The sequence below is a fragment of the Pseudomonas mosselii genome, assembly GCF_019823065.1.
Taxonomy (GTDB): Bacteria; Pseudomonadota; Gammaproteobacteria; order Pseudomonadales; family Pseudomonadaceae; genus Aquipseudomonas; species Aquipseudomonas mosselii.
Map to the genome: position 1 here is coordinate 1517164 of NZ_CP081966.1, position 19706 is coordinate 1536869.

A 19706-nucleotide genomic window follows, 5' to 3' on the forward strand; every position below is an offset into this window, starting at 1 on the left:
GTGGCTGAATGACTGACCTGCGTCGCTGGATCTGGCTGGGCGCGGCTTTTGTGATTGCCGTGCTGCTGTACTTCCTGCACAACATTCTCTCGCCGTTCCTGGTGGGCATCCTGCTGGCCTACCTGGCCGACCCGCTGGTCGACCGCCTGGAACGGTTCGGCCTGTCGCGCACCTGGGGCGTGGTGGTGGTGTTCAGCCTGTTCACCCTGATATTCCTGGCCCTGCTGCTGGTGCTGGTGCCGATGCTGGCCAAGCAGTTGCTACGCCTGTACGAACTGGCGCCGCAGATGCTCGACTGGCTGCAGCATGTGGCGCTGCCCTGGGTGCAGAGCCGCCTGGGCCTGGCCGATGGGTTCTGGAAATTCGACAAGATCAAGGCCGCCATCGGCGAGCACATGGGCCAGACCACCGACATCGTCGGGGTGCTGCTGTCCCAGGCCACTGCTTCGAGCCTGGCGTTGATTGGCTGGCTGGCCAACCTGGTGCTGATCCCGGTGGTGGGCTTCTACCTGCTGCGCGACTGGGACCTGATGATGGCCAAGCTGCGCAGCCTGCTGCCACGTCAACGCGAACCGCAGGTAGTGGGACTGGCCGGCGAGTGCCACGAGGTGCTGGGGGCGTTCGTGCGCGGGCAGTTGCTGGTGATGCTGGCGCTGGGCGTCATCTATTCCACCGGCCTGATGCTGGTGGGCCTGGAACTGGGCCTGCTGATCGGCATGCTCGCGGGGTTGGCGGCGATCGTGCCGTACATGGGCTTCATCATCGGCATCGGTGCGGCGCTGGTCGCCGGGTTGTTCCAGTTCGGCGGCGAGCTCTACCCGATGCTGGGCATCGTCGCGGTGTTCATGGTTGGGCAGGCGCTTGAAGGCATGGTGCTGACACCGCTGCTGGTGGGCGACCGCATCGGCCTGCACCCGGTGGCGGTGATCTTCGCGATCCTGGCCGGCGGCGAGCTGTTCGGCTTTACCGGCGTGTTGCTGGCGTTGCCGGTGGCGGCGGTGATCATGGTGCTGCTGCGGCATGTGCATGACCTGTACAAGGAATCGGACATGTATGCCGGGGAGATCGACCCCGACCTATGATCAATCGCGGGGCAAGCCCGCTCCCACGCTACCCTGGCAGAGGCTATAACGTGGGGGCGGGCTTGCCCCGCGATGCTTGTGAAACAGTGCAACTACTTGATTTTACTTGCGCTATTCCCCTCGCCGATTGTGCCGTCCGCGCTGCGGGTATAGACTTTGCACACTGTTCATCAAAGGCCCCCTGTGGTCCCCGCGACCGCCCGCGAGCATGAAACCGATCCAGTTGCCCCTGGGTGTGCGTCTGCGCGACGACGCCACCTTCATCAACTACTACCCCGGCGCCAATGCCGCGGCACTGGGCTATGTCGAGCGGCTGTGCGAAGCCGACGCCGGCTGGACCGAAAGCCTCATCTACCTGTGGGGCAAGCAGGGCGTGGGCCGCACCCACCTGTTGCAGGCCGCCACCCAGCGTTTCCAGCAGTTGGGCCAACCCGCTGTCTACCTGCCCCTGGCGCAACTGCTTGATCGCGGCGTCGAACTGCTCGACTACCTCGAACAGTACGAGCTGGTGTGCATCGACGACCTGCATGTGATTGCCGGCAAGGCGGACTGGGAAGAGGCGATGTTTCACCTGTTCAACCGCCTGCGCGACAGCGGCCGGCGCCTGCTGCTGGCGGCGTCCAGTTCGCCACGGGAACTGCCGATCAAACTGGCCGACCTCAAGTCGCGGCTGACCCTGGCGCTGATCTTTCAGATGCGTGGGATGTCCGATGAGGACAAGCTGCGCGCCCTGCAACTGCGTGCCTCGCGCCGTGGCCTGCACCTGACCGACGAGGTCGGCCACTTCATCCTCACCCGCGGTACGCGCAGCATGAGCGCGTTGTTCGACCTCCTCGAACGCCTCGACCAGGCCTCCCTGCAGGCCCAGCGCAAGCTGACCATCCCGTTCCTCAAGGAAACCCTCGGCTGGTAGCCCTGAGAACACGGTGCCAGAGCATCAAAACGGAAAAGTCACATCTTTTTCGATAAAATTTGCAAATGGGTCCGATAGAAGGCATAGTTTCCCCCTTCTAAAGGACTACAGACACGGTCGTGCCCATGCTGAAGCGCTTCGCACCCCTCGTGCCACTTGCACTTGTCACCCTTCTTTACGGCTGTGCCTCCACCGGCCCGGTCGCACCCTCGCAGGACCACCGCGTGGCCGCCGAGCAATCGGTCAAGGCCAAGGCTTCCGCCTCTTCCGTATTCACCGAGGAAGAGCTGGCCAGCGAAGACGACCTTGACGCCTTCTCCAGCAACGGCAAGCCATACCAGCTGCCTGTGCTGGCCGACAGCATTCTCGAACGCGGCATGGCCCTGATCGGCACCCGCTACCGCTTCGGCGGCACCTCCGAGAAGTCCGGCTTCGACTGCAGCGGTTTCATCGGCTACCTGTTCCGCGAAGAGGCGGGCATGAACCTGCCGCGCTCGACCCGCGAGATGATCAACGTCGACGCGCCCAAGGTCGCCCGTAACAAGCTCAAGCCCGGCGACCTGCTGTTCTTCAGCACCAACGGCCGTGGCCGCGTGAGCCATGCCGGCATCTACCTGGGTGACAACCAGTTCATCCACTCCAGCAGCCGCCGCAGCGGTGGTGTGCGTATCGACAGCCTGGGCGATCGCTATTGGAGCAAGACCTTCATCGAGGCCAAACGCGCGCTCGCCATGGCGCCGACCACGATCTCGCGCAATTGATTTGATATCAAAATGCTGTAACCTCGCACGGCGGCGTAGCTGAAAAGCTCGCCGCCGTGCGCATTTACAGAAAGCGTCTAATCTAAATTCTCAACTCTTTTTACCTTCGGCCGTGGCCGTCGGATTTTCGACAGGACGTTCGCATCATGGCGATGTTGGCGCGCTTCGCATTCTTTTCCCTGGTGGCCCTGCTTGCGGCCTGCTCCAGCCGTGCACCTGCGCCGGCGCCCACGCCCAAACAGCCGATGGTGTTCAATCAGGCGCCTTCGTCGCCTGCGGCCGACGATGTATTGTTTCGCGCCATCGGCCTGGTGGGCACACCGTATCGCTGGGGTGGCAATACACCGGATGCCGGGTTCGATTGCAGCGGCCTGATCGGCTATGTCTACCGTGATGCGGCGGGTATCAGTCTGCCACGCTCGACTCGCGAGATGATCGTCATGCGCGCGCCAAATGTGGATATCAATTCGCTGCAGTCGGGTGATCTGGTGTTCTTTGCCACCAGCGGCGGGTCGCAGGTCAGCCATGCCGGCATCTACGTCGGTGAAGGGCGCTTCGTGCATGCACCGTCGACGGGCGGCACCGTGCGCCTGGACTACCTGTCCAACAGCTACTGGGCCAAGGCCTACCTCCAGGCCAAACGGGTGCTGCCGCCGGGGCATCTGGCGCAGAATCCCTGATACCTACCGGCGCGGGCAGGGTATGAACTTGGTCCAGTATTGCCTGGCTGGCATCAAGCCTGTTTGAGCAGAAGCGCCACTCCGGGATAGTACTGCCCCAGTTCGTTGTGCAGCTTGCGGTAGGCATACGGGAAGTACCAGGCAAGCGCACAGGCCGTGTGCTTCTGCAGATCGTCCACCAGGTCCTGCAGTTCCTCGGGGCTGGCATGCTGGCCGGCCTTCCACGGTGTGACGAACAGTGCCCCGGCCTTGAGTTGGCTGCCATACGCGATCGGCTTGGCCAGGGCGGCGGTTTCCTGCAGGGCCGCTGTCAGGTCGAGGCGAGCGATGCGCGGCCAGCGCTGGCCAGCGTGCAGGTACAGCGACTCCTCGGCGCTGCTGATCGACAGGTCGCAGCGCCCGTCGCGCTCGCCCTCGTCGCGCTGTTTCTTGCTCATGTGCCGTTCCAGCGCCACCAACTCACCCTGCCAGGCGGCAGCGGCGAGCAGGCCGACGTTGCTGGCTGTGCCGTGCCAGTAGGGCGCCTCGTTGTCGCCCTGCAACTGGTTGAAGCGGTCGATGCAGTCGACCCAGCGCTCGAGGGCCGGGCGCAGGAACTCCAGGCGCGGGTTGTTGATCATCAGGCCTTGCATGCTGCGCTCTCCTTGTCATTGTGATCCGGGTCGGCCGGGTGATGGCTATGTGATATCACTGCTCTGAGTGTGGCACAAGCTGGTGAATCGGCCATTGATCCAGGCCAGATCGGCCCTCGCTCGATTGACGCTCCCGGTGCAACCCTCTAACCTTCGCGGCGTGCTTCAGGTGCCCCGCGAGCTGCGGTTCGGCAGGGTGAAACTGGGAAGCCGGTGGGCGCCAGTAGGCGCGAGTCCGGCGCTGCCCCCGCAACGGTAGATGAGTCGACGGCTACGCAAGGCCACTGGATGTCCATGTCCGGGAAGGCGCGTAGCCAGGGCCTGCGCCCGCTCATGAGCCCGGAGACCGGCCTGTCACTGCCAAACGGCATCACGGAGGGTGATGCGCGGTGCGATGTGGCCCTTGCCATGCCTCCTGCGCGCTCCTCGTCTGCCTGCCTTTTACCTGTCGCCGCCGCTGCGACAGCCTGCGGAGACCCCTGATGAGCGAATCCATCGAACGCGACGAACGTCACCTGGCGCGCATGCAGCGCAAGAAGGCGATCATCGACGAGCGCATCGCCAATTCCCCCAATGAATGCGGCCTGCTGCTGGTGCTGACCGGCAACGGCAAGGGCAAGAGCAGCTCGGCCTTCGGCATGCTTGCCCGCGCCCTTGGCCATGGCATGCAGTGCGGCGTGGTGCAGTTCATCAAAGGCCGCAACAGCACCGGCGAGGAGCTGTTTTTCCGCCGATTTCCCGAGCAGGTGCGTTATCACGTGATGGGCGAGGGTTTTACCTGGGAAACCCAGGACCGCCAGCGCGACATCGCCGCTGCCGAGGCCGCCTGGGCGGTGTCGCGGCAGTTGCTGCAGGACCCCTCTATCCAGTTCGTCGTGCTCGATGAGCTGAACATCGCCCTCAAGCACGGCTACCTGGACCTCGACCAGGTGCTATCGGATATCCAGGCGCGTCCGCCGATGCAGCATGTGATCGTCACGGGGCGCGCTGCCAAGCCGGAGATGATCGAACTGGCTGACACCGTCACCGAGATGGGCATGCTCAAGCACGCCTTCCAGGCCGGTATCCGCGCGCAGAAGGGCGTCGAACTGTGAGTGAGTCGCGCCAGTGTCCCGCCGTGCTGATCGCGGCCCCGGCCTCGGGCCAGGGCAAGACCACGGTCACTGCCGCCCTGGCCCGCCTGCACCGCAACCTCGGGCGCACGGTGCGGGTGTTCAAGTGCGGGCCTGACTTTCTCGACCCGATGATCCTCGAGCGCGCCAGCGGTGCACCGGTCTACCAGCTCGACCTGTGGATGATCGGCGCCGAGGAGAGTCGCCGCCTGTTGTGGGAAGCGGCGGGCGAGGCCGACCTGATCCTGATCGAGGGCGTGATGGGCCTGTTCGACGGCACGCCGTCGAGCGCCGACCTGGCGCGCCACTTCGGCGTGCCGGTGTTGGCGGTGATCGACGGCACGGCCATGGCCCAGACCTTTGGTGCCTTGGCTCTAGGCCTGGCGCGCTACCAGCCCGACCTGCCGTTCGCCGGGGTGCTGGCCAACCGGGTCGGCAGCCTGCGTCATGCGCAACTGCTCGAAGGCAGCCTGACCGAAGGCCTGCGCTGGTACGGCGGGTTGTCCCGCGAGCGCGGCATCGAGCTGCCCAGCCGTCACCTTGGCCTGGTCCAGGCCAGCGAGTTGAACGACCTGGATGCACGCCTGGATGCCGCCGCCGAAGCCCTGGGCGCCAGTTGCGATGCCGCGCTGCCGCCACCGGTCCGTTTTGCCGAGCCTGAGCCTGTGAATGTGACTGCGTCGCTGGCCGGGGCGCGCATCGGTGTGGCCCGCGATGAGGCCTTCGCCTTCACCTATGGCGCCAATCTTGACCTCCTGCGTGGCCTCGGTGCGCACCTGGAATTCTTCTCGCCGGTGCATGACCGCGAGCTACCCGTGGTGGACAGTCTCTACCTGCCCGGCGGCTACCCCGAACTGCATCACCAGGCGCTGGCCGCCAACGCGCCGATGCTGGAAGCGATCCGCGCCCATCATGCCGCCGGCAAGCCGTTGCTGGCCGAGTGCGGCGGCATGCTCTACCTGCTCGACGCGCTGACCGACGTGGCGGGCGAGCGCGCCACGCTGCTGGGCCTGCTGCCGGGCGAGGCGACCATGCAGAAGCGCCTGGCGGCCCTGGCCCTGCAGGCGGTCGAACTACCCGAAGGCACCCTGCGAGGCCACACCTACCACCACTCGCTGACCAGCACGGAGCTTGCGCCGATCGCCCGCGGCCAGAGCCCCAACGGCGGTCGGGGCAACGAGGCGGTCTATCGTCTGGGGCGTCTGACCGCCTCCTACGTGCACTTCTACTTCCCCTCCAACCCCGACGCGGCGGCGGCGCTGCTGCGACCATGAGCCGACACGCCTACAGCGAAGCCGAACGCCAGGCCATCTACCGGGCCATTGGCGAACGCCGCGACATGCGCCATTTTGCCGGGGGCGAGGTGGCCCCCGAGTTGCTCGGACGCCTGCTCGCCGCCGCCCACCAGGCGCCCAGCGTGGGCCTGATGCAGCCGTGGCGGTTCATCCGTATCAGCCAGCGTGCCTTGCGCGAGCGGATCCAGGCGCTGGTGGAGCAGGAGCGGGTGCGCACCGCCGAGGCCCTGGGCGAGCGCTCCGATGAATTCATGAAGCTCAAGGTCGAAGGCATCAACGACTGCGCCGAAGTGCTGGTGGCCGCGTTGATGGACAAGCGCGAGGCGCATGTCTTCGGCCGCCGCACCCTGCCCGAGATGGACCTGGCCTCGCTGGCCTGCGCCATCCAGAACCTGTGGCTGGCGGCACGCGCCGAAGGGTTGGGCATGGGCTGGGTATCGCTGTTCGACCCCGAGGCCCTGGCCGAACTGCTGGGCATGCCCGCGGGCGCCAAGCCCATGGCGGTGCTGTGCCTGGGGCCGGTGACCGAGTTCTATCCGGCGCCGATGCTGGTGCTGGAAGACTGGGCCGAACAGCGGCCCTTGAGCGAGATGCTGTACGAGAACCATTGGGGAGAGCGTCCATGAGCGTGGCCTTGCTGACCGTGGCGGGCGTGGCCCTGGATGCGCTGCTGGGCGAGCCGCGCCGGCGTCATCCGCTGGTGGGCTTCGGCAACTTCGCCTCGCGCCTGGAGCAACGTTTCAACGCCGGTGGGCGCGGCTGGCGCAGCCATGGCGTCACCGCGTGGTTCCTGGCGGTGGTGCCGCTGACCCTGCTGGCGCTGATCCTGTCCTGGCTGCCGTACATCGGCTGGCTGGTGGATGTGCTTGCGCTGTACTGCGCCCTGGGCCTGCGCAGCCTGGGCGAGCATGTGCTGCCGGTGGCCCAGGCCTTGCGCCAGGGGGACCTGGCCGAGGCGCGGCGGCGTGTCGGTTGCCTGGTCAGCCGCGAAACCCGCGAGCTGGACGAGCCCGCCGTGGCCCGGGCGGCCACCGAGTCGGTGTTGGAAAACGGCAGCGACGCGGTGTTTGCCGCGCTGTTCTGGTTTGTCGTGGCCGGTGCGCCGGGGGTGGTGCTGTACCGCCTGAGCAATACCCTGGATGCCATGTGGGGCTATCGCAACGAGCGCTTCGAACGCTTCGGCTGGTGCGCGGCGCGCATCGACGATGGGCTGAACTATATTCCCGCCAGGCTGGTGGCGCTGACCTATGCGCTGCTGGGCAAGACCCGCCTGGCCCTGGCCTGCTGGCGCAACCAGGCGCCGCTGTGGGATAGCCCCAACGCCGGCCCGGTGATGGCCGCGGGTGCCGGCGCGCTGGGCGTGGAGCTGGGCGGCCCGGCGGTGTATCACGGCGAGCTGCATGAACGACCGCGCCTGGGTGAGGGGCCGATGGCCGACGCCCAGGCCATCGAGCGCGGCTGGAGCCTGGTGCAGCGCGGCGTGTGGTTGTGGGTGCTGTTGATCTGCGTGGGAGCCTATCTGAATGCTTGAACACGGTGGCCGCCTGCTGCGGGCGGTGAAACAGTACGCCATTCCACGGGAGCAGTGGCTCGACCTGTCCAGCGGTATCGCGCCATGGTCCTATCCGATACCGCCGATTCCGCTGGAGGCCTGGGCCCGTCTGCCGGAGACCGAAGACGGCCTGGAGACGGCGGCGCGAAAGTATTATGGCGCGCAGCCGTTGCTGGCGGTGGCCGGCTCCCAGGCGGCGATCCAGGCCTTGCCGCACCTGCGCCCGAGCGGGCGGGTCGGGGTCCTGTCGCCGTGCTATGCCGAGCATCCGCATGCCTGGGCACGGGCAGGGCACACGTTGGTCGAACTGGACGAGACCGAGGTCGAGGACGTGCTCGACAGTCTTGACGTCCTGGTGCTGGTCAACCCCAACAATCCCACCGGCCGTCGGGTAACCCGCGAACGCCTGCTGGCCTGGCATGCGCGTCTGGCCGAGCGCGGTGGCTGGCTGCTGGTGGACGAAGCCTTCATGGACAATACGCCCGAACACAGCGTGGTCGAGCAGGCCGGGCAACCTGGCCTGATCGTGTTGCGCTCGTTCGGCAAGTTCTTCGGCCTGGCCGGTGTGCGGTTGGGCTTCGTCGTCGCTCAGACGGATGTGCTGCGACGTCTGGACGAGGCACTCGGGCCCTGGGCCGTCAGCGGCCCGACCCGAGTGCTGGGGCAGGCCTGTTTCGCCGACGACGCGGCGCACCTGGCGCAGATTGCCCGTTGCGCCCAGGCCAGCCAGCGCCTGGCCTCGTTGCTCGACGGCGCGGGCCTGCCACCCAGTGGCGGCTGCGACCTGTTCCAGTACGTGCGTGATGAGCGCGCCGCGCACCTGCATGACTTTCTCGCCCGCCGCGGCATTCTGGTGCGCCTGTTCGATCAGCCGCCCGCGCTGCGTTTCGGCCTGCCCGCCACGGCCGCCGACGAACAACGCCTGGCCCAGGCCCTGGCGGACTACCAGAAGGAATCGGCATGACCACCCTCATGGTGCAAGGCACCACCTCCGATGCCGGCAAGAGCACGCTGGTGACCGCCCTGTGCCGCTGGCTGCTGCGCCAGGGCATCGCCGTGGTGCCGTTCAAGCCGCAGAACATGGCGCTCAACAGCGCCGTGACCGCCGACGGTGGCGAGATCGGCCGCGCCCAGGCGGTGCAGGCCCAGGCCTGCCGGCTGGCGCCGCACACCGACATGAACCCGGTGCTGCTCAAGCCCAACAGCGACACCGGCGCCCAGGTGATCGTCCATGGCCGTGCGGTGACCAGCATGAACGCCGTCGCCTACCACGACTACAAGGCCATCGCCATGCAGGCGGTGCTGGCGTCCCACGAGCGCCTGAGCGAAGCCTACCCGGTGGTGATGGTCGAAGGCGCCGGCTCCCCGGCGGAGATCAACCTGCGTGCCGGCGACATCGCCAACATGGGCTTCGCCGAGGCGGTCGACTGCCCGGTGATCCTGGTGGCCGACATCAACCGCGGCGGCGTGTTCGCCCACCTGGTCGGCACCCTGGAACTGCTGTCGGCGAGCGAGCAGGCGCGGGTCAAGGGCTTTGTCATCAACCGTTTCCGTGGCGACATTGCCTTGCTGCAACCGGGCCTGGACTGGCTGGAGCAGCGCACCGGCAAGCCGGTGCTGGGCGTGTTGCCCTATGTCACCGACCTGCACCTGGAGGCCGAGGACGGGATCGATACCCGCCAGGGGGCGAAGGGCGAGCGCGTGCTCAAGGTGATCGTTCCGGTGCTGCCGCGAATCAGCAACCACACCGACTTCGACCCGCTACGCCTGCATCCGCAGGTGGACCTGCAGTTCATCGGCCCTGGCCAGCCGATCCCAGCCGCCGACCTGATCATCCTGCCCGGCTCCAAGAGCGTGCGCGGCGACCTGGCGCAACTGCGCGAGCGTGGCTGGGATACCGCCATCGCCCGGCACCTGCGCTACGGCGGCAAGCTCATCGGCATCTGCGGTGGCCTGCAGATGCTCGGCGAGCAGGTGCATGATCCACTGGGCCTGGAAGGGCCCGCCGGCTCCAGTGCGGGCCTCGGCCTGCTGGCCTACAGCACCGTGCTGGAGGCCGAGAAGCAGCTGCGCAACGTGGCCGGCACGCTCGATCTCGAGCAGGTTCCGGTGTCGGGTTACGAGATCCATGCCGGGGTTACCCACGGTCCGGCGCTGGAGCGTCCGGCGGTGCTACTGGCCGATGGCCGCGCCGACGGGGCCATCAGTGCCGACGGGCAGATCCTCGCCACCTACCTGCATGGCCTGTTCGAGGGCACCCAGTCGTGCGCCGCGCTGCTGCGCTGGGCGGGTCTGGCCGATGTGCAGGCCATCGACTACGAGGCCCTGCGCGAACGCGATATCGAGCGCCTGGCCGACCTGGTCGAGCAGCACCTGGACACCGCGCGTCTGCGCCAACTGTGTGGAGTCGTCTGACATGCGCAGCCTGATCCTCGGCGGCGCCCGTTCGGGCAAGAGCCGCCTGGCCGAGCAACTGGCCGAGACCAGCGGCCTGCCGGTGACCTATATCGCCACCAGCCAGCCGCTGGATGGCGAGATGAATGAACGCGTGCGTCTGCACCGCGAGCGCCGTCCGGCCCATTGGGGGCTGGTGGAGGAACCCCTGGCGCTGGCTGATGTGCTGTACGCCGAAGCCGCCGAAGGGCGCTGCCTGCTGGTGGACTGCCTGACCCTGTGGCTGACCAATCTGCTGATGCTCGAGGATGACCTGCGCCTGGCGCAGGAGCGCGATGCGCTGCTCGATTGCCTGGAACAGCTGCCGGGCACCCTTGTCCTGGTCAGCAACGAAACCGGCCTGGGCGTGGTGCCCATGGGCGAACTGACCCGTCGCTACGTCGACCTGGCGGGCACGCTGCACCAGGCCGTGGCCGAGCGCTGCCAACGCGTGGTGCTGACTGTCGCTGGTCTCCCTCTCATGCTCAAAGGACCTGCCCTATGACCCAGATGTGGTGGCGTGACGCCTGCCAACCCCTCGACACCGCCGCCATGGACCAGGCCCGCGCTCGTCAGCAGCAGCTGACCAAACCGGCCGGCTCCCTCGGCCAACTCGAAGGCCTGGCGATACGCCTGGCCGGCCTGCAAGGGCGCGAGCGTCCCAGCCTGGAGCGGATCGCCATCACGATCTTCGCCGGCGACCATGGCGTGGTGGAGGAGGGCATCTCTGCCTACCCGCAGGCGGTGACCGGACAGATGCTGCGCAATTTCGTCGGCGGTGGCGCGGCGATCAGCGTGCTGGCGCGCCAGCTGGACGCAGACCTTGAGGTGGTCGACCTCGGTACCATCGACCCGACGCTGCAACTGCCCGGTGTCCATCACCTGAGTCTTGGGCCTGGCACGGCCAACTTCGCCTGTCAGCCGGCGATGAGCGATGCGCAACTGGCTGCGGCGCTGCAGGCCGGACGCGACAGCGCCCTGCGCGCACTCGACAACGGCGCTCAGCTGTTCATCGGCGGGGAAATGGGCATCGGCAACACCACCGCGGCGGCGGCGCTGGCCAGCACGTTGCTGGGCTGCCCGGCGCGTGAGCTGAGCGGCCCGGGCACCGGCCTGGACAGCGCCGGCGTGCGGCACAAGGCCGAAGTGATCGAGCGCGCCCTGGTGCTGCACGGTCTGCGCGCCGACCAGCCGTTGCAGGCGCTGGCCTGTGTCGGCGGCTTCGAGATCGCCGCGCTGGCCGGCGCCTACTTGGCGTGCGCCCAGCATGGCGTGGCGGTACTGGTCGATGGTTTCATCTGCAGTGTCGCCGCCCTGGTGGCGGTACGCCTCAATCCACAGTGCCGCCCCTGGCTGCTGTTCGCCCACCAGGGCGCCGAGCCGGGGCACAAGGCCTTGCTGGCGGCCCTCGAAGCCGAGCCGCTGCTGACCCTGGGCTTGCGCCTGGGCGAGGGCAGCGGTGCGGCGCTGGCGGTGCCGCTGATCCGCCTGGCCTGCGCGCTGCATGGGCAAATGGCGACCTTCGCCGAGGCGGCGGTTGCGGATCGCCCGGCATGATCCTCGACCTGCTGCGCCACGGCGAGACGGAAAAAGGGGGCGGCTTGCGCGGCAGCCTCGACGACGCCTTGACCGAGACTGGCTGGGCGCAGATGCGCCAGGCCGTCACCGACGTCGGCCCCTGGGACGTGCTGGTCAGTTCGCCGCTGCAGCGCTGCGCGGCGTTCGCCGATGAGCTGGGCGCGCGCCTGAACCTGCCGGTGCTGCGCGAGGCTGGTGTGCGCGAGCTGCACTTCGGTGAGTGGGAAGGGCAAAGCGCCGCGCAGATCATGCAGGTCGACGCCGATGCCCTGGGGCAGTTCTGGAATGATCCGTATGCCTTCACCCCGCCGGGCGGCGAACCGGTGCTGGCCTTTGCCGAACGGGTGCTGGCGGCGGTCGAGGGTTTGCGCCGTGTGCATGCAGGCAAGCGCGTGCTGCTGGTCACCCATGGTGGGGTGATGCGTCTTCTCCTGGCACGGGCACGTGGCTTGCCGCGTGAGCAATTGCTGCAGGTCGAGGTCGGGCACGGCGCGCTGGTGCGACTGATGCTGGATCACGACGGGCAAATGCGCGAGGTGGGTTGAGATGCTGCCGTTCTGGATCGCACTGCAGTTCCTCAGTAGCTTGCCGGTCCGCTTGCCGGGCATGCCGGAGCCCCGCGAGATGGGGCGCTCGCTGCTGTGCTATCCGCTGGTGGGGCTGCTGTTTGGCCTGTTGCTGTGGCTGGCCAGCCATCTGCTGCAAGGCACTGCGGCGCCCTTGCACGCGGCCTTGTTGCTGGCGCTGTGGGTGCTGCTCAGCGGCGGGCTGCACCTGGACGGCCTGGCCGACAGCGCTGATGCGTGGCTGGGGGGCTTCGGTGATCGCGAACGCACCTTGCAGATCATGAAGGACCCGCGTAGCGGGCCGATTGCCGTGGTCACGCTGGTGCTGGTATTGCTGCTGAAGTTCTGCGCCCTCTGGGTGCTGGTCGAGCGGGGCGCTGACGGCCTGTTGGTGTTGGCTCCGGTGGTGGGGCGGGCGGCGATGCTCGGGTTGTTTCTCGGCACGCCCTACGTGCGCGCGGGCGGGCTGGGCGCGGCCTTGGCCGAACACCTGCCCCGGCGCGGTGCGGGCTGGGTATTGCTGGGCTGTACGCTGGTCGGCCTGGCGCTGGGAGGCTGGGCGGTGTTGTGGCCGCTGCTGGCGGCATTGCTCGTATTCGTGTGGCTGCGTCTGCTGATGTGCCGTCGGTTGGGCGGAACCACAGGGGATACGGCTGGGGCGTTGCTGGAACTGCTGGAGCTGACGGTGGTGGTTACCCTGGCGCTGTTAGTCTAGCAGCCCTTGGGTTTGTGTCGCTCTACAGGGGGCAGGATGTGCCCTGCATGGATCTCGGAAACCAATTCCACGTATTGCGCTTATCCTCGTTTGCTCCTCAAAACCACCAAGAGCCCCTGCCATGCACCCCTGGATGCTCGCCAGTCTGCTGGCCACCAGCAACTGCATTGGGCCTTCTACAGCTTCCGTGAGGGCAGTTGGGATGGCATGGATTACGAGCTGGGTTCGGCCAAGGTGCCGTGGCGCTATTGGCAAGCCATCGAGAACGCCGCGCCGGACCCCTTGCCGCGCAAGGCCACGGCTGAGTTCGAGCCGATCCGCCAGCGCCTGCTACCCAAACCGACACCGTGAAATTTCTTGCAACATCCATAATGCGGGTATATACACGTATCCATGCTGACCAGTGAATGCATCTGTACCCATTTGCGTCGCGCCGCCCGTGGGGTGAGCCGACATTACGACGAGGCCCTTGCCGGCTTCGGCATCAATGTCGCCCAGTTTTCCCTGCTGCGCCAGGTGCAGCGCCTCGACCGCCCCAGCATCACCTGCCTGGCCGAGGCCATGGGCCTGGAGCGCAGTACCTTGGGCCGCAATCTCAAGGTGCTTGAGGCCGACGGCCTGGTGCGTCTTGCCGGCGGCGACGACCAGCGCAATCGCGTGGTGCTGCTGAGCGAAGCGGGCAGGGCGTGCCTGGACGCCGCCTACCCGGCTTGGCAGCAGGCCCAGAGGCAGTTGGTGGAACGGCTGGGCGAAAGCCAGCGTGACGAGTTGGTGCGCTTGCTGGAGCAGCTTGCCTGAACGACTACGATAGAAAGCGGGTATATACCCGCATAAACCTTGCGATGGGCTGGAGACAACGACAATGACTTCCCTTTGGCGGAGCAGCGGTTGGGTACTTCTGGGGGCGGCGCTGATCCTGGCGCTGTCGCTGGGGGTGCGACATGGTTTCGGCCTGTTCCTGGCGCCGATGAGCGCCGAGTTCGGCTGGGGCCGTGAGGTGTTCGCCTTCGCCATCGCCTTGCAGAACCTGATCTGGGGCCTGGCCCAGCCGTTTACCGGCGCCCTGGCCGACCGCCTGGGCGCGGCCAAGGTGGTGGTGATCGGCGGCATCCTCTACACCGCTGGCCTGGTGATGATGGGCATGGCCGACTCGGCCTGGTCGCTGTCGCTGAGCGCCGGCCTGCTGATCGGCATCGGCCTGTCCGGCACCTCGTTCTCGGTGATCCTTGGGGTGGTCGGGCGCGCCGTGCCGCCGGAAAAGCGCAGCATGGCCATGGGTATCGCCAGCGCCGCCGGCTCCTTTGGCCAGTTCGCCATGCTTCCCGGCACCTTGGGCCTTATCCAGTGGCTGGGTTGGTCGGCGGCCTTGCTGGTGCTGGGCCTGATGGTGGCGTTGATCGTGCCGTTCGTAGGCCTGTTGCGTGATAACCCGCTGCCTAGCCATGGCGCCGAACAGAGCCTTGGCCAGGCGCTGCGCGAAGCTTGCTCGCACTCCGGCTTCTGGTTGCTGGCGCTAGGCTTCTTCGTCTGCGGCTTCCAGGTGGTGTTCATCGGCGTGCACCTGCCGGCCTACCTTGTCGACCAGCACTTGCCGGCGATAACCGGCACCACCGTGCTGGCGCTGGTCGGCCTGTTCAATATCGTCGGCACCTATACCGCCGGCTGGCTCGGCGGGCGCATGTCCAAGCCGCGCCTGCTGACCGGCTTGTACCTGCTGCGCGCCGTGGTCATCGTGCTGTTCCTCTGGGCGCCGGTGACCCAGTTCAGTGCCTACCTGTTCGGTATTGCCATGGGCCTGCTGTGGCTGTCCACGGTGCCGCTGACCAACGGCACCGTTGCCACGCTGTTCGGCGTGCGCAACCTGTCGATGCTCGGCGGTATCGTGTTCCTGTTCCACCAGCTGGGCGCGTTCCTCGGCGGCTGGCTGGGTGGGGTGGTCTATGACCAGACCGGCAGCTATGACCTGGTGTGGCAGATCTCGATCCTGCTCAGCCTGCTGGCCGCGGCCCTTAACTGGCCGGTGCGCGAGCGCCCGGTCGCCCGCCTGCAGGCCCAGGCCGCGTGAACGGCCTGCTCGGGCGTGGCTTGCTGCTGATCGCCGCGATACTGGTGCTGGCGCTGGTGTGGTGGGGCTGGCACAAGGGCGGGCTGGCGTTGATGCAGTTGGGCATGAGCCTGTGTTAAGCGCTACCCTGCACAATCAAGGAATCATGTGCAGGAGACCGCTATCATGCATGCCCGCTGGCTAACCCTCCCTTTGCTGGCCCTGGCCGCAGCCACTTCGAGCTGGGCAGCCGATTGTCCGGCGTTGCTCCAGGGCAGCCTGCCGGAGCTGCGCGGCAAGGAGCAGATCGACCTGTGCCAGCGTTTCGCCGGCAAGCCGCTGGTGGTGATCAACACCGCCAGCTACTGCGGCTTCGCCCCGCAGTTCGAAGGCCTCGAAGCTACCTATAAGGACTACCGCGAACAGGGCCTGGAAATGCTCGGCGTGCCGTCCAACGACTTCAAGCAGGAAGACGCCGACAGCGACAAGACCGCCAAGGTCTGCTACGCCAACTACGGCGTGACCTTCACCATGACCAAGGCCCAGCCGGTGCGCGGCAAGGACGCGATCCCGCTGTTCGTCGAGCTGGCCCGGCAGAGCAGCGCGCCGAAGTGGAACTTCTACAAGTATGTGGTGGACCGCAAGGGCAAGGTGATCGGCAACTTTTCCAGCCTGACCAAGCCTGATGATCCGGCGTTCAGGGCGGCGATCGACAAGGCGATTGCTTCGCAGCCTTGAGGACCATGAGCGGCCTATCCGAACTGGTATATAGGCCAGTTTCGGCAGGAGGATGTTGATGGCTTCACTGAGCCAGTAATTGCCCGGATACGCGCCTGCTGGTTAGCCAACTGGTGAAGCTGCAATTATTTTTGCCCAGCTACGAAGTGACATTGTCTAGCTAGTAGATAAGCGCCTCGCTTACTCAGGGTGCACAGTCAGCGCAACCAGTCGAATGACTACGGGTCGCACCATCAATACACAGAAGAACGCTACGGGCATCGCCAGCTGGTACGCCTTGAGTACGTTGTGCAGGTAGTCGGCAGCGACCCCGCCATTGGCGGCGGTAATCACGAAGCACATCAACAATGCCATGATCGCTGACATGTAGAACGCGAACACATAGGGTGTGGCGCCTGCGCGCAATTTGCGACGATTCCGGATCGAGGACAATTCGTTCATGGGGGCCTCTGTTCGAATGAATGGGCGTGCAGGTTAACAAGGGCTGTACGCGACGCTGTAGACGCTGTTCACTGAGTTCTTTATAAAGAGAAACTTACGAATCAGCCAGGCATCCCATGGACCTGCTCAACGCCATCCGCAGTTTCATCAAGGTCGTCGAAGCCGGCAGCATTGCCGGCGGTGCTCGCAATCTGGGTCTCAGCCCCGCAGCCGTTAGCCAGAACCTGGCGCGGCTGGAGACGCATCTGCAGGTGCGCTTGCTGACCCGCACCACTCGCAGCATGGCCCTGACGCCGCCCGGCAGCCTGTACTACGAGCGCGTACGGCATATCGAGCGTGATCTTGCCCAGGCCGAGCTTGCGGTCACCACGCCGGAAAGCGAGCCTCAGGGGCGCTTGTGCATTGCCTCGACATCGGCCTTCGGACGGCACGTGCTGGCGCCGCTCATCCCGGCATTTAGCGCCCGTTATCCGCTGCTTTCGATAGAGTTGGTGATGGCTGATCGCAAGGTCAATCACGCCCGCGAAGACGTCGATGTGAGCCTGCGCATCACGCCGCAGCTGGAAGACCACTTGTTGGCTAGGCATATAGCCCGTATTCCTTTCATCTGCTGCGCAGCACCCGGCTACCTGGCCAGGGCCGGTTTGCCGGCCACACCAGAGGCTTTGCACGATCACAGTTGTTTAGTGTTCCGCTACCCGGTGGATGGCCGATTCCTGCCCTGGGGATTCATGCGTGACGGTATGCGCTTCGAGGCCCGCTTCGGTCGGGTGCTGATCAGTGATGATATCGACGCATTAACCCAGATGGCGCTGAATGATGGTGGTATTACCCGCCTGGCCGAGTTCGTCGTGCGCCCGCACCTGGATGCCGGCCGGCTGGTGCCGCTGTTTGAATTCGGCGACAGCGGGCAGGCCTATGCCCAGACCGAGCCGATGGATATATACCTGTGCCTGGCTGACCGCTTTGCACTGACGACCAAGGTGCGAGTGTTCATGGAATACCTGCAGCAGTGCCTGGGCCAGCAGTGGTGCGCACAGGCATGAAAAAACCGCCACGAGGGCGGTTCTTCATGCTGCGACAGTGACTCAGAAGCGGTAGGTCAGCGAAGCACCAACGCCGTGAGCGCTGTTTTCGTACTTGGCCTGGTAAGTACCCTTGGTCGGGCTTGCCAGGTTGACCTTGGTGTCTTCCTCCCACAAGTAGGAGTAGGCCACGTCGATGGTCATGTCGTCGTTGGGGCTCCAGCCGGCACCCAGGCTGAAGATCTTGCGATCGCCCGTGGGGATGCGCGGCGAACGGTCCTGGTTGTTGGTTGGCGACTGGTCGACCGAGAAGCCGGTACGCAGTGTCCACTGCTTGTTCACCTTGTAGGACGCACCAACCGCGCCTGCCCAGGTGTCATGCCAGTTTTGTTCCTCGGTGATGGTGCCGAATTGCCCACGCAGCGCCGCTGGCACTTCGTTGTCGACGGTGATGTCCTTCAGGCGGCTCCAGCGCGTGAAGGTGGTACCTGCGTACAGGGTCCACTGGTCGTCGAGCTCATGGGTGACCGAGAAGTCCACCGACTCAGGGGTCTTGATCTTCAACTCGGCATCGAACTTACTGCCACTGTACGGGCCGATCAGGACGCTGTTGACCTTGGTGTTGCCTTCGAGCTTGTAGTCCACCATCGAGTGGTAGGTCAGGCCGAGGCGGGTGTGGTCGGTGGCCTGGACCAGGATGCCGATGTTGTAGCCGACCGCGGTATCGTCGCCCTTGATTTTCACTTCGCCATCGTTACGGCCAGGGGTGAAGCGGTTGACGATGTTCGAACCCAGCTCGCCCTTGATACGGTTGATTGTCGGGCCGAAGCCTATCGACACCTTGTCGTTGAATGCATAGCTGATGGTGGGCTGGAAGGTCACCACTTCGACATGGCTCTTCTTGCCCCAGTAGCGTGCGGCATCGCCGCTGCCGTAGTCGGTCACCAGGCCAAAGGGTACATAGACGCCGAAACCGAGAGCCCAGTGGTCATCGATCGGCTTGACGTAGTAGCCCATCGGCACGCCGACGGTCGGGACCATGTCGCCGTCGGTTTCCCCCCCGAAGTTGCTGCCACGGCCTGAAATATCGGACTTGGCGAAGATGGCTGCGCCACCCACGGTGACTTCCTGACGTTTGAGGCGTGACATGCCTGCCGGGTTTCCGTAAACGGTGCTGGCATCATCGGCAGAGGAAGAACGCCCCGCAAAACCTGTTCCCATGCCGCTGACACTTTGTTCGTTCAGCGCGAAACCGCTGGCGAGCAAGTGGCTGGAAGCGAAGGCAACGGCAATACCGAGAGAGGTTTTGAGCAATACTTTTTTCATTATTAGAAACTCCTTGGGATCTCCGAGGCGGAAAGCTACCAATAAATTCCACTCCACGCTATAGCCTAGAACGCAGGAGATAGAGCGGTTTTGTAGGACAATCCGACCAAAATTCCGTTTTTTTGGGTGTAGGACGCGTTGGCTCAGGAGGCTGGGGTGAGCATTGGCTCGATACATTGGTGCCAGGCGTGGGTGAAGTCCCGCAGGCGCCCTTGGGGCTGGAAGGTCTGCCGCCAAATCCGTGCCAGGCCCAGCAGATCGTCGGCCGCCGGCAAGGGCAGGGCTTGCTCTTCGATCAGCATCCAGGCGATGGCGGTGGCGTAGCGCAGGTTGACGGTGAGTTCGAGGTGCGGGCCGCCGAGGAAGGCGTGCTGGCTGGCCAGGCCGCGCACCAGGCTGGCCAGTTCGGGGTCGCGGGCAAGGTATTCGTCCCACAGGCAACGGTGACGATTCCCACCGATCCGGTAAAGCCCATGGCCACGTCGGTCATGCAGGGCGGCCCCCAGCGCAGACTGGCTCGCGGCAACGCCCAGTAACAAAGCTTCGGCGCTGTCGCTGTGGCGACCCAGGTAGATCAGGGTCGGCCGAATCACATATCGACTCAACTCGTTCGCAGCGATGCCCATGATGCCCTCTGCTGAAAAGGGCCGACGGGCGCTGGAGCTTGGCAGCTGGTGAGTGGTCAGGCCCGCCGGAAGCGGCAGATGCCGCTCGAGTTGAAGTGTAGTGTGATAACAGTGGTGTAAAAGGCTGTTTTTAAATCGATTGCAGCCCGAAGGCGCAGGGCATATGCCCATTGGCGATTAGGCCAAT

At 65.6% G+C, this 19706-nt stretch carries 23 protein-coding genes, 1 pseudogene and 1 riboswitch; of the genes and pseudogenes, 20 read left to right on the top strand and 4 right to left on the bottom strand.

What is annotated here, in order from left to right; translation table 11 throughout:
* Nucleotides 1-8: 8 nt before the first annotated feature.
* The 4 genes from K5H97_RS06800 (at nt 9) to K5H97_RS06815 (ending at nt 3436) form a co-directional block, all read left to right on the top strand.
* The gene (locus tag K5H97_RS06800) at nt 9-1082 is read left to right on the top strand and encodes an AI-2E family transporter (protein WP_028690908.1); all 1074 of its coding nucleotides are present in this window, start codon (nt 9-11) and stop codon (nt 1080-1082) included.
* A 208-nt stretch (nt 1083-1290) separates the two neighbouring features.
* Complete coding sequence (hda, locus tag K5H97_RS06805; protein ID WP_028690907.1) at nt 1291-1995, top strand: DnaA regulatory inactivator Hda; 705 nt, start codon at nt 1291-1293, stop codon at nt 1993-1995.
* A 125-nt stretch (nt 1996-2120) separates the two neighbouring features.
* Entirely contained in the window at nt 2121-2756 is a 636-nt protein-coding gene (locus K5H97_RS06810; protein WP_028690906.1) for a C40 family peptidase, read from the top strand.
* A gap of 146 nt (nt 2757-2902) precedes the next feature.
* Nucleotides 2903-3436 carry a C40 family peptidase gene (locus tag K5H97_RS06815; RefSeq protein WP_028690905.1) on the top strand — a complete coding sequence of 178 codons (534 nt, stop codon included), beginning with the start codon at nt 2903-2905 and terminating at the stop codon, nt 3434-3436.
* Between the two features lie 53 nt (nt 3437-3489).
* On the opposite strand, the gene K5H97_RS06820 is transcribed toward K5H97_RS06815, so the two are convergent.
* Nucleotides 3490-4068, bottom strand: a complete 579-nt coding sequence (locus K5H97_RS06820) for a hypothetical protein (RefSeq protein ID WP_028690904.1) — start codon at nt 4066-4068, stop codon at nt 3490-3492.
* Between the two features lie 150 nt (nt 4069-4218).
* Nucleotides 4219-4437: riboswitch (cobalamin riboswitch) on the top strand.
* A 113-nt stretch (nt 4438-4550) separates the two neighbouring features.
* Between K5H97_RS06820 and cobO the strand changes: the two genes are divergently transcribed.
* The 15 genes and pseudogenes from cobO to K5H97_RS06890 all read left to right on the top strand — a co-directional run bounded on the left by cobO (nt 4551) and on the right by K5H97_RS06890 (nt 16101).
* Complete coding sequence (cobO, locus tag K5H97_RS06825; RefSeq protein ID WP_028690903.1) at nt 4551-5162, top strand: cob(I)yrinic acid a,c-diamide adenosyltransferase; 612 nt, start codon at nt 4551-4553, stop codon at nt 5160-5162.
* Nucleotides 5159-6454, top strand: coding sequence for a cobyrinate a,c-diamide synthase (locus tag K5H97_RS06830; protein WP_028690902.1), 1296 nt, complete (start codon nt 5159-5161; stop codon nt 6452-6454). The genes cobO and K5H97_RS06830 overlap by 4 nt, the downstream gene beginning before the upstream one ends.
* Nucleotides 6451-7101, top strand: coding sequence for a 5,6-dimethylbenzimidazole synthase (gene bluB, locus K5H97_RS06835; protein ID WP_028690901.1), 651 nt, complete (start codon nt 6451-6453; stop codon nt 7099-7101). The genes K5H97_RS06830 and bluB overlap by 4 nt, the downstream gene beginning before the upstream one ends.
* On the top strand, nt 7098-8006 hold the full coding sequence (gene cbiB, locus K5H97_RS06840; RefSeq protein WP_028690900.1) for an adenosylcobinamide-phosphate synthase CbiB: 909 nt from the start codon (nt 7098-7100) through the stop codon (nt 8004-8006). Before bluB ends, cbiB begins: the two co-directional genes overlap by 4 nt.
* A complete protein-coding gene (gene cobD / locus K5H97_RS06845; protein ID WP_028690899.1) occupies nt 7999-8991 on the top strand; it encodes a threonine-phosphate decarboxylase CobD in 993 nt (330 codons plus the stop codon). Before cbiB ends, cobD begins: the two co-directional genes overlap by 8 nt.
* Complete coding sequence (locus tag K5H97_RS06850; RefSeq protein ID WP_028690898.1) at nt 8988-10442, top strand: cobyric acid synthase; 1455 nt, start codon at nt 8988-8990, stop codon at nt 10440-10442. Before cobD ends, K5H97_RS06850 begins: the two co-directional genes overlap by 4 nt.
* A 1-nt stretch (nt 10443) precedes the next feature.
* The gene (gene cobU / locus K5H97_RS06855) at nt 10444-10965 is read left to right on the top strand and encodes a bifunctional adenosylcobinamide kinase/adenosylcobinamide-phosphate guanylyltransferase (RefSeq protein ID WP_028690897.1); all 522 of its coding nucleotides are present in this window, start codon (nt 10444-10446) and stop codon (nt 10963-10965) included.
* Nucleotides 10962-12017, top strand: coding sequence for a nicotinate-nucleotide--dimethylbenzimidazole phosphoribosyltransferase (gene cobT / locus K5H97_RS06860; RefSeq protein WP_028690896.1), 1056 nt, complete (start codon nt 10962-10964; stop codon nt 12015-12017). Before cobU ends, cobT begins: the two co-directional genes overlap by 4 nt.
* Nucleotides 12014-12583 carry an alpha-ribazole phosphatase family protein gene (gene cobC / locus K5H97_RS06865; protein WP_028690895.1) on the top strand — a complete coding sequence of 190 codons (570 nt, stop codon included), beginning with the start codon at nt 12014-12016 and terminating at the stop codon, nt 12581-12583. Before cobT ends, cobC begins: the two co-directional genes overlap by 4 nt.
* Before the next feature lies 1 nt (nt 12584).
* Nucleotides 12585-13319 (top strand): adenosylcobinamide-GDP ribazoletransferase, encoded by a 735-nt coding sequence (locus K5H97_RS06870; protein ID WP_028690894.1) that lies wholly within the window; start codon nt 12585-12587, stop codon nt 13317-13319.
* A gap of 159 nt (nt 13320-13478) precedes the next feature.
* Nucleotides 13479-13670: pseudogene (locus K5H97_RS06875) on the top strand (glycosyl hydrolase); the annotation flags it as partial.
* 42 nt (nt 13671-13712) lie between these two features.
* On the top strand, nt 13713-14117 hold the full coding sequence (locus K5H97_RS06880; protein ID WP_028690892.1) for a MarR family winged helix-turn-helix transcriptional regulator: 405 nt from the start codon (nt 13713-13715) through the stop codon (nt 14115-14117).
* A 64-nt stretch (nt 14118-14181) separates the two neighbouring features.
* Complete coding sequence (locus tag K5H97_RS06885) at nt 14182-15384, top strand: MFS transporter (protein ID WP_028690891.1); 1203 nt, start codon at nt 14182-14184, stop codon at nt 15382-15384.
* A complete protein-coding gene (locus K5H97_RS29555) occupies nt 15381-15503 on the top strand; it encodes a hypothetical protein (RefSeq protein WP_256582037.1) in 123 nt (40 codons plus the stop codon). Before K5H97_RS06885 ends, K5H97_RS29555 begins: the two co-directional genes overlap by 4 nt.
* Nucleotides 15504-15549: 46 nt before the next feature.
* Nucleotides 15550-16101 (top strand): glutathione peroxidase, encoded by a 552-nt coding sequence (locus K5H97_RS06890; protein WP_028690890.1) that lies wholly within the window; start codon nt 15550-15552, stop codon nt 16099-16101.
* Nucleotides 16102-16281: 180 nt separating this feature from the next.
* Here K5H97_RS06890 and K5H97_RS06895 read toward each other — a convergent pair whose 3' ends face one another.
* The gene (locus K5H97_RS06895; RefSeq protein WP_028690889.1) at nt 16282-16542 is read right to left on the bottom strand and encodes a DUF2798 domain-containing protein; all 261 of its coding nucleotides are present in this window, start codon (nt 16540-16542) and stop codon (nt 16282-16284) included.
* 116 nt (nt 16543-16658) lie between these two features.
* Between K5H97_RS06895 and K5H97_RS06900 the strand changes: the two genes are divergently transcribed.
* Nucleotides 16659-17588, top strand: a complete 930-nt coding sequence (locus tag K5H97_RS06900) for a LysR family transcriptional regulator (protein WP_028690888.1) — start codon at nt 16659-16661, stop codon at nt 17586-17588.
* Between the two features lie 42 nt (nt 17589-17630).
* On the opposite strand, the gene K5H97_RS06905 is transcribed toward K5H97_RS06900, so the two are convergent.
* Both K5H97_RS06905 and K5H97_RS06910 read right to left on the bottom strand, forming a co-directional pair.
* On the bottom strand, nt 17631-18893 hold the full coding sequence (locus K5H97_RS06905; RefSeq protein ID WP_028690887.1) for an OmpP1/FadL family transporter: 1263 nt from the start codon (nt 18891-18893) through the stop codon (nt 17631-17633).
* 143 nt (nt 18894-19036) lie between these two features.
* Nucleotides 19037-19519: a hypothetical protein gene (locus tag K5H97_RS06910; protein WP_028690886.1), complete on the bottom strand. Its 483-nt coding sequence runs from the start codon at nt 19517-19519 to the stop codon at nt 19037-19039.
* Nucleotides 19520-19706: the final 187 nt, after the last annotated feature.